At 38.8% G+C, this 7,481-nt stretch carries 9 protein-coding genes; all 9 read left to right on the plus strand.

All coding sequences use genetic code 11. The features are described 5' to 3' along the window. Nucleotides 1-513 (plus strand): phage tail fiber repeat family protein (locus tag OGM63_RS21380; protein WP_263747673.1); only part of this gene is annotated, 513 nt, incomplete at its 5' end. Nucleotides 514-690: 177 nt separating this feature from the next. Beyond that, nucleotides 691-2,709 carry a hypothetical protein gene (locus tag OGM63_RS21385; RefSeq protein ID WP_263747674.1) on the plus strand — a complete coding sequence of 673 codons (2,019 nt, stop codon included), beginning with the start codon at nt 691-693 and terminating at the stop codon, nt 2,707-2,709. Nucleotides 2,710-2,761: 52 nt separating this feature from the next. Next, entirely contained in the window at nt 2,762-4,336 is a 1,575-nt protein-coding gene (locus tag OGM63_RS21390; RefSeq protein ID WP_263747675.1) for a hypothetical protein, read from the plus strand. A gap of 141 nt (nt 4,337-4,477) precedes the next feature. After that, complete coding sequence (locus tag OGM63_RS21395; protein ID WP_263747676.1) at nt 4,478-4,798, plus strand: hypothetical protein; 321 nt, start codon at nt 4,478-4,480, stop codon at nt 4,796-4,798. Nucleotides 4,799-4,823: 25 nt separating this feature from the next. Further along, nucleotides 4,824-5,471 carry a hypothetical protein gene (locus OGM63_RS21400; RefSeq protein WP_263747677.1) on the plus strand — a complete coding sequence of 216 codons (648 nt, stop codon included), beginning with the start codon at nt 4,824-4,826 and terminating at the stop codon, nt 5,469-5,471. Then, complete coding sequence (locus OGM63_RS21405) at nt 5,471-5,953, plus strand: hypothetical protein (RefSeq protein ID WP_263747678.1); 483 nt, start codon at nt 5,471-5,473, stop codon at nt 5,951-5,953. Before OGM63_RS21400 ends, OGM63_RS21405 begins: the two co-directional genes overlap by 1 nt. Nucleotides 5,954-5,972: 19 nt before the next feature. Further along, nucleotides 5,973-6,278: a hypothetical protein gene (locus OGM63_RS21410; protein WP_263747679.1), complete on the plus strand. Its 306-nt coding sequence runs from the start codon at nt 5,973-5,975 to the stop codon at nt 6,276-6,278. Nucleotides 6,279-6,280: 2 nt separating this feature from the next. Beyond that, the gene (locus tag OGM63_RS21415; RefSeq protein ID WP_263747680.1) at nt 6,281-6,739 is read left to right on the plus strand and encodes a hypothetical protein; all 459 of its coding nucleotides are present in this window, start codon (nt 6,281-6,283) and stop codon (nt 6,737-6,739) included. Further along, entirely contained in the window at nt 6,739-7,353 is a 615-nt protein-coding gene (locus tag OGM63_RS21420) for a hypothetical protein (protein ID WP_263747681.1), read from the plus strand. The genes OGM63_RS21415 and OGM63_RS21420 overlap by 1 nt, the downstream gene beginning before the upstream one ends. Nucleotides 7,354-7,481: the final 128 nt, after the last annotated feature.

Consider the following 7,481-nt stretch of genomic DNA (forward strand, 5'->3'; position numbering starts at 1 on the left):
CACACTCATGCGATCGCATTAATTGAGGGACTGCAAGCGGCGTTGGATGCAAAGTCTCCCACGTCACACACTCATGCGATCGCACTAATCCAAGGTTTGCAAGCAGCATTGGATGCAAAGTCTCCGACATCGCACACTCATGCGATATCGGAGATTTCTGGATTACAAGCAGCCCTTGACAATAAAACTTCAGCTTCACCAGGTGCGTGGCAAGAATTGCCTTTAGCCTCTGGTTGGTCTTTGTATGCGACTGGTTTTGCAAGCCCTCAATGTCGAAAACTTGTAGGCGACTTGATCGAAATCAAGGGAGTCATCAAAAAGTCAACAGCTTTAGTTACAAATGAAATAATTGCAACTTTGCCAATAGGATATAGACCGCTGGAAATAATGCTGGTAACGACCTTTGCAAGTGGAGGAACGTCTAGACTCCAAATTGAACCAAATGGTGCTATTAAGCTTCTAAGTGGTAACTCTGGGGGAGTTGGTCTTGGTTTTATCTTTGGGTTAAATTGATTGTGAACGAGCAGTGCTAAAGAATCCCTTTGAACGCATATTTGAACTTATTAATGACCCAGATGATTTTAAAATGCCTTACAAAATCTACGGAAAAATTGATTTAGAAATAATCACATATAAATACAATCGATTGACTAATAAACCTAAATCATATTTACACGTAAGATTTTGAAAATGGTAAGACAACGTTTTCAGGACTATTTTTTTACTGAAACCAATCCCTTTATTCCGAAAAACAATCCTAACTTAAAACCCCCTACCGGTAGCGTCCCCTTATTTAACAATCCTTTTACCAAACAACCTATATTTCCAGCTATAAAAGCAAGCACAGACATTAAATTTCAAGATTTGGAATTTGGAGGTGAACCAACTCATTTTGAGTATCAACAAGATCAATGCGGATTTGTAATCCGTGCTTTTGGCGGACACGGCGGGATTATTGGCAAGTTTGATGTCAGTCTTTCTTATAGAGATCCGGCTTGTCACCCTGCGCTACCAGAGCCACCAGATCCACCCGTGCCAAATGTAAATATAGAAAAACCTTCCCAATTCCCCCTTAAAGAATCTAACGCCAAGTCATTATGTATCACATATAGAGAAATCTATAATTCGTATAATGAAGGAACTGGCATAGGCGGTACTGGGATAGAGGCAAGCAAACGTAAAATAAAACTTATCGAGGCACAGTATCCGTATACCGGAGATTACAAGGACGACTATAGAGGTAAACCAGAAGGTTATGCATTGTTCCAAGTTACTGCTAGCTACACCGCAGATGGTTACGCCATCGGATATCTAAAACAAAAAGATATAGATGCATGGAAAGAGCGGGGGTGGACAATTTCAGGAGATCCTTATGACGGAAACTCGCAATGGAAAATTATTGAAAACCAAAAACTTACTTTCTATAAATTTAATACAAAATGGAAAATTGTATTTGAAAAAAATGAATTCTTATATCCGGGGATTAGTGGCTATTTTCAATTTTACGAAGATTTTATGGAAGATATCAAAAACAGCCGAGATATCTTTAGCATTGACGTAGTAGAAAAACAAGGTTTCACACGGGATAAAAGTAACTTCCCCCTTTATATTCCTAGTCTTTTTTATCCAAGAACAGTGGAGATCATTGGAGAAGTAAATGATTTTTATGGTGTAAATTATATTTATAATAAAAAACGGATTTATGCCTTAGAAACTGCAATGAAGTACGCTGTAATTTTTGGCAACTTTCGCGCTCCAGAAATACAAACACCCCCACCCCCACCCCCACCTATGTCATGCTGTCCCAATGTTCAACAAAACGACCAACTGCTAAAGTTAATTCTTAAAAAAATTGGTTCTACTCATTTACCCGCTACAGTTCCGAAAGTTCTTACAGACCAAAAAAAAGGAACCATAAAAGTTGAGAGCTTGACTGAATTTATTGCTTACACTATTAAGCAGATGGACGCTTTATGTGGACGCTATCCGATTGATATTGAGATAGAAGATGCTGATTTAACTAAAGAAGGTAATCAAACTAAAAAGCTTAAACTACCAAATGTTGCTGAAACATTGGCAGAAATAATGGGGCTGTTGCTAGTACTTCGTTCAGAAAGCGATGCAACCCTTAATGCGACAATTCGAGCTTTAACTGAAGCGGGTAGTAGTAAACAGATGGCTTTCTTAGCTTATGAGTATGCAAAGGCTAATGCTGAATTCTTAGGATACAAAGGAGAACAGATAGAGCGTAAAATCCCTTTCGCTTTCAAGCCCGGAGAGTCACGGCTAGATAAAATGTTGCAAGAAGGGGAAATCTCGGTTAGAGGATGGGAGAATGAGGACAAAGACGACTTTAACGATTTAATAGCACCCCTGTTAGAATTGGCTGCAATGTGGAAGGTTGCTAATTTTAGAAAAATAGGAACCGCAGATCCAAAAGAGTCTATTAAAAACTTCCTTCAAAACGCTGCTAAGTTCTCAGAAACTATTGATGCGGGGATACTACTTGAAAAAATCAAAAAATATAAAGCTCAAGATGATAAAGATAAAGACCCTAAAGATTTAGCTGACGAATGGGATAAATTCGTCGAGGAAGTTGAAAAAGGATTTATCTCTCAGCCAGGAGTTATAGATAAAGAGAAACCTTACGGGAAGCCTTTAGATGAACGTCCAAAAATTCGCGATATCAGTAAAGATACTTCCAAGTAGAAATATTGCTAATTATGAGGTAAAAAAGGTTAATGCTTTTTAGTCAAACCTTATGGGATTAGCTGATATTACTTTTGAAATTTTAGAGTCAGTAGCAGTTCGCAAAGCTCTTAATAAAACAGGCAAGAGAATTTTTAAAACTTCTTTTGAGGATAAACAGACAGATGACAAGGGAGGTATTTTAGGCTGGGTTTGGAATAGTGCTAAACGGTTGACTGGATTTATTTTTCAAAGTGTAGGAAACTTCCTGAGTTTTTCTTTAACTAGTCTTTGGGGCTTTTTTACAAGTACACTGCAATATCTTTGGAATTTTAACTGGAATATTACTGATAAAGAAATTGATACCCAAATTCAAGCGAAGTGGGATGCTCTGGGCAGTATGCTAGGTGGTACGTTGGGGAGCTTTGTAGGTTATTTGGGTTGTGGGGTGTTGCCTGCTGCAACGATTTTCGCTTTCAACGAGCCTTTAGGCGCTCATATTATGGCGAATGTTAGTGAAGAATTAGTAGATGAATTCTCAGAGAATTTAGGTTCTCTTATTAGATATACTTTTGTGTCTGGTACTCAAGCTTTAATACTGTCTTCTTTTAAAAATGCTCGTAAATTCATTAAATCTAATCAGGCGTTAGCTCAAAGTCTTTTTGGGGGAGATACCAGTAAAATTATAAAGGCGTGGGGGGCGGAAGACTCTAAGCCTTGGTCGTTTGCCTTGAAACTTGAAGAAACAGTTGAAGCTATTCCTAATACTTTTGTTCGCAACTTTGTAGAAGAATTTTTAGAAGAATCCTGGGAGGGATGTGTTGAAGCGGGATATGTAGTTGCTAATTCAATTGACAGTTATATGGCGGCTGAAAAATTCAAACAGCAGCAATTACCCATTTTTGGAAAGGATAAATATGTTGAAGTTCTGCCAAACAGAGAGAATAAAGAAGAAAAAATTATCTTAGCAGGGTCTACCGAATTATTGAAACCTATAATTGTGCAGACACTTGCTAGTCATCAATTGATGGGGAATAAAGATATAGGGACGGTTTACAATTTCACTCCCGAAAAAGTTCAGAATATACGAAGTTATCAGCCACAGGTAGAAATAAAGTTTTTACAGCTTTACGCAGAGAAAGAAAAAGACAAAGAGCAATTAAAAGGACAAATAAGCTTTAGATTAACAGATAAAAAAGCAGAAACTATTACAAACGAAGATATTTTGACTCTTGCTCAAAAAATTAAAGCTAAATTTGCGACACCTCCTTTCGTTTGGAAAAAAGGAAAGTTATTAGTCAGTTATTCTGATTGGAGCAAAGGATATCAATTTCAGCTTTTAGTAGCCAGTAAAAATGAAGCCAAACGCATTATAGAGCAAGTCCTTGATTTGCAAGGGCACTCCCCCCAATGGGAATTTATGAATGTTGTTCAAAACGAAGCACCTGAAAAAAGTTTTGATGAAACTCCTAAAAATAAAATAATTTTAGGGAAAGAGGAAAAGCAACCAACTAAACGCCGTGAAGGAAATGTACGGTTTCAGTATGCTCAAATTTTCTTATGTGGTCGAGAGAAACCGATAACTTTATGCGATTTAAGCCATCGTTGGCGAGATCCAATAGTTAAGGTTGATAAAGATAAAAATTGATTTAATCCAAATTACTTGTCAAAGGCTAGCCTCCAACAAGTAATTTGGAACCAGACATATTGCTGTACGGGCGTTACAGCCCCTTGACGGGTAAAAAAAAATAGAGCATGGTATAAAAAAGCTATTTATCCAAAAAATACCGTGGATCTAACAATCGCAGAAATCGCCGCTCAAATTCCTACTGATGATCCTGTGAAAGCTTGGTGGACTGACGCAGCAGCATTGCCGGTAAACACGACTACTAGCGAATTCCTTATCAAGACACTAAAAGCTGCTAGCGATGCCCAACGAGTTAAAAATACAAACTTACCTGCTGGTAGTCGAATTAGCGGCTATCCTGCCCCTGTCAATAGCGGCGTCACTACTGACGCTGCAACAGGTGTATTGTCTTTTGTTACTACGTATTCAGTTAGTTCTAGAGTGCTTGTGAACCTTGACATTGCAGTATCTCCTTTAGCTTAATAATCGCTGAAAAAGAGTATAAAATATGCCAACTGCAAGTTTGGGAAGGATTTATTTCCCCATAACTCGAAAAACTGGCGCTGACGCCGGTAGAAGCAATCCCGATCCCTCAGGGGTTTTTTCTTGCAACATGAATGCTGCAAGGTTCTTAGATATCAATGACAAAGCGATCGCTTTACCTGTCATGGTAAGAGAGCGCAAAGCTGGAAAGCGTTCGATAACTTTAGCTGACGGCACTACAATTACCGCAACTCAAGCAGGTACGGAAATTGCAACAACCGAAATAGTTTTACCTGTATCTGGACGTGGCTCGCGAACTGTCATTTTAAAAACTGGCAAGTTAATTGCGGATAGTCAACGTCTTAAAGGCAAGACTACGGCATATCACACTATTAGCTTTCGCTTTCCCAGTTTTGTTACAGTGCTTGGGATTTGTGAAGCATTAGGGGAACTTATACCCGCAAGTAAAATCAAGAATCCTCCAACTGCTACGGATGTCTGGGGACACTTCACGATAAAAGGTGGGCGTAGATATCCTATTATGTTGGGCACAGACGCTGAAACCTCGACTGATTACAGTGTGTCTGAAACAGCGGCTGAAATGGCTGCTTTGGTAGTGCAAGGGGCTGCGAAGAAAATGAGACAAGCAGCTGGAGGGGAGGCTCCTGGTTAGTGCTTGACCTAAATAATTCTGCTCTGTGGAATTTAATTTGGTCAGCTAACGTTCAATCGGAATTGGTTCCCCACAAGCCTAGTAGATATTTACCAATTCCACCTGTAGAAGTTCCTTTTCTGTTAGATACTCATGTCATCGCGGTGTTGCTGACAAGTTCCACGGCACCGCCGACATGGAAGTTTGCGGCTTTTTTGAATCAAAAAATTGCCACTGGAATTATTGTCGGTGGTTTAAATGAGACTCAAGCGTATCAAGAGAAAATTTGGCTTAACCGGATTAGTTTAGTGATCCTTCCTAAACTAACTACAACATATTCACTTAACTTTAATATCCCTTACTGGTTTTACGACATGAGTCTAAAACTGTGGGTTTACAACGGTGAAGAAAATATTTATCCTCCGACTAATGATTTCCTAGAAGAAATTAAAGACAGATTACAAGAGATTGATAGAAAGCTTGAGCGAATACGCAGAGAATAAATTTTCGCTTTTTTTTAACATGAAAGAATTAAACATACAGACTTTAATCGCATTAGGAGCTTTTCTCCTGGCTTTGTTAACTAATGTTTTTGGCGTGGTAGTTTGGTATGCGGTCTGGTACGCAAACTCGGAAAAAAAGAAGTATGCAGCAGAACGCGATTTTAATCATTTAAAAAATAACCAAATTGAAATTTCTGGTGGAATTGCAGAGATAGCGAAAGACCTTGATGGTCGTTTTGACGATTTGGATAAGCGTTTAAATTCACAAGACCATGATTTGTTAGAAATAAAAACTTACTTAAACATTCACGTTAAACAAGAGTAAATATGGCTGATTTTCCTTCTTTCGGTAACGCCAATCGTGGAGCGCCTCCTACTCAAAGAGATAATGCTCCTAATATTCAATTCGCAGTTAATGTAAATAATCATGCTAATTCTCTAAAAACTGCGGTTATCGGAATATCAATTACTAATCTTAAAACTGAATTAGTGGTAACAACTCTTGAAAGGATTTTTGCTTACACACTAGAAAGTGCGAACAATGATTTGAATCTATCTCCCACTTTAGAAGAAATTGTTGTTCCAACTATTCATTTTGAGGTTGATATTAACAAAACATTAACTCAGGGTCTCGACTCCTCTAACCATTTGCCAGTACATACAACCTTGAAAACAGCTAACATCGACATTTTAATTGAAAATCTAGCAATTTCTTTACTTGCTTCTGCCTTACAAAGAATTAAAACTTACATGGCGGCAGCTGTGGCTGCTGATTTAAACCCATAATGTTAGCTACTAAAATTATTCAGTACATGAAGGCTAAAAACTACGTGGTTTTTAGTGGGGAGAAAAACTTTAATATTGTTTACGTTGAGGGCATGAATGAAGATAGCACCCTCAACAACGACACCCCCAACCAATTTAACGATCGCCGCATAATCATTGAATTCGTGGACGGTATCCCCAAAATCATCAACCACTGGCAGGCGACCACCGAACCGGGCAATTACTACACCTACAATCCGATGAATCCAGCGGGGGCTGCGCGAATTGCTTTTGGGCAATATCAAGCCTGGAAAGTCGGCATACATGGGAACTCAGAACCGCATGAAGCGCTAGTTCAGTTTTTGCCAATTACAGTCCACCGCGATTTTAACAAGGACTTTAAGCGCACTGGAGACAAGCTAGACACGGGACTATTTGGCGTAAACCAACATTGGGGATACGACGCACCAATAGCAAATATCAAAAACACTAGCGCCGGTTGTTTAGTCGGTCGTCGGCGTGAGGGACATCGCGAATTTATGCAATTAGTCAAATCAGATCTCCGCTATCAAAACAGCGAAGATTACATATTTTATACAACGGTCATCGCCGGCGACGACCTAATTAAAAGCTAGATTAGTCAATATTTAGTCAAAAAATAAAGCTAAAAATAATAAACCTATTACCAGTAGGGGATAAAGGTGCGTTTTCTTTGGGACTGAAAATCCTCGTGTCACCGGTTCAAATCCGGTTCCTGGCATAA

It is taken from the genome of Plectonema radiosum NIES-515 (assembly GCF_025753815.1).
In the GTDB taxonomy this organism is placed as follows: domain Bacteria; phylum Cyanobacteriota; class Cyanobacteriia; order Cyanobacteriales; family Nostocaceae; genus Hassallia; species Hassallia radiosum_A.

Coding starts and splice junctions, on each gene's coding strand:
- OGM63_RS21385 (WP_263747674.1), top strand. CDS start 691: ATGGTAAGACAACGTTTTCAGGACTATTTTTTTACTGAAACCAATCCC.
- OGM63_RS21390 (WP_263747675.1), top strand. CDS start 2,762: ATGGGATTAGCTGATATTACTTTTGAAATTTTAGAGTCAGTAGCAGTT.
- OGM63_RS21400 (WP_263747677.1), top strand. CDS start 4,824: ATGCCAACTGCAAGTTTGGGAAGGATTTATTTCCCCATAACTCGAAAA.
- OGM63_RS21410 (WP_263747679.1), top strand. CDS start 5,973: ATGAAAGAATTAAACATACAGACTTTAATCGCATTAGGAGCTTTTCTC.
- OGM63_RS21415 (WP_263747680.1), top strand. CDS start 6,281: ATGGCTGATTTTCCTTCTTTCGGTAACGCCAATCGTGGAGCGCCTCCT.
- OGM63_RS21420 (WP_263747681.1), top strand. CDS start 6,739: ATGTTAGCTACTAAAATTATTCAGTACATGAAGGCTAAAAACTACGTG.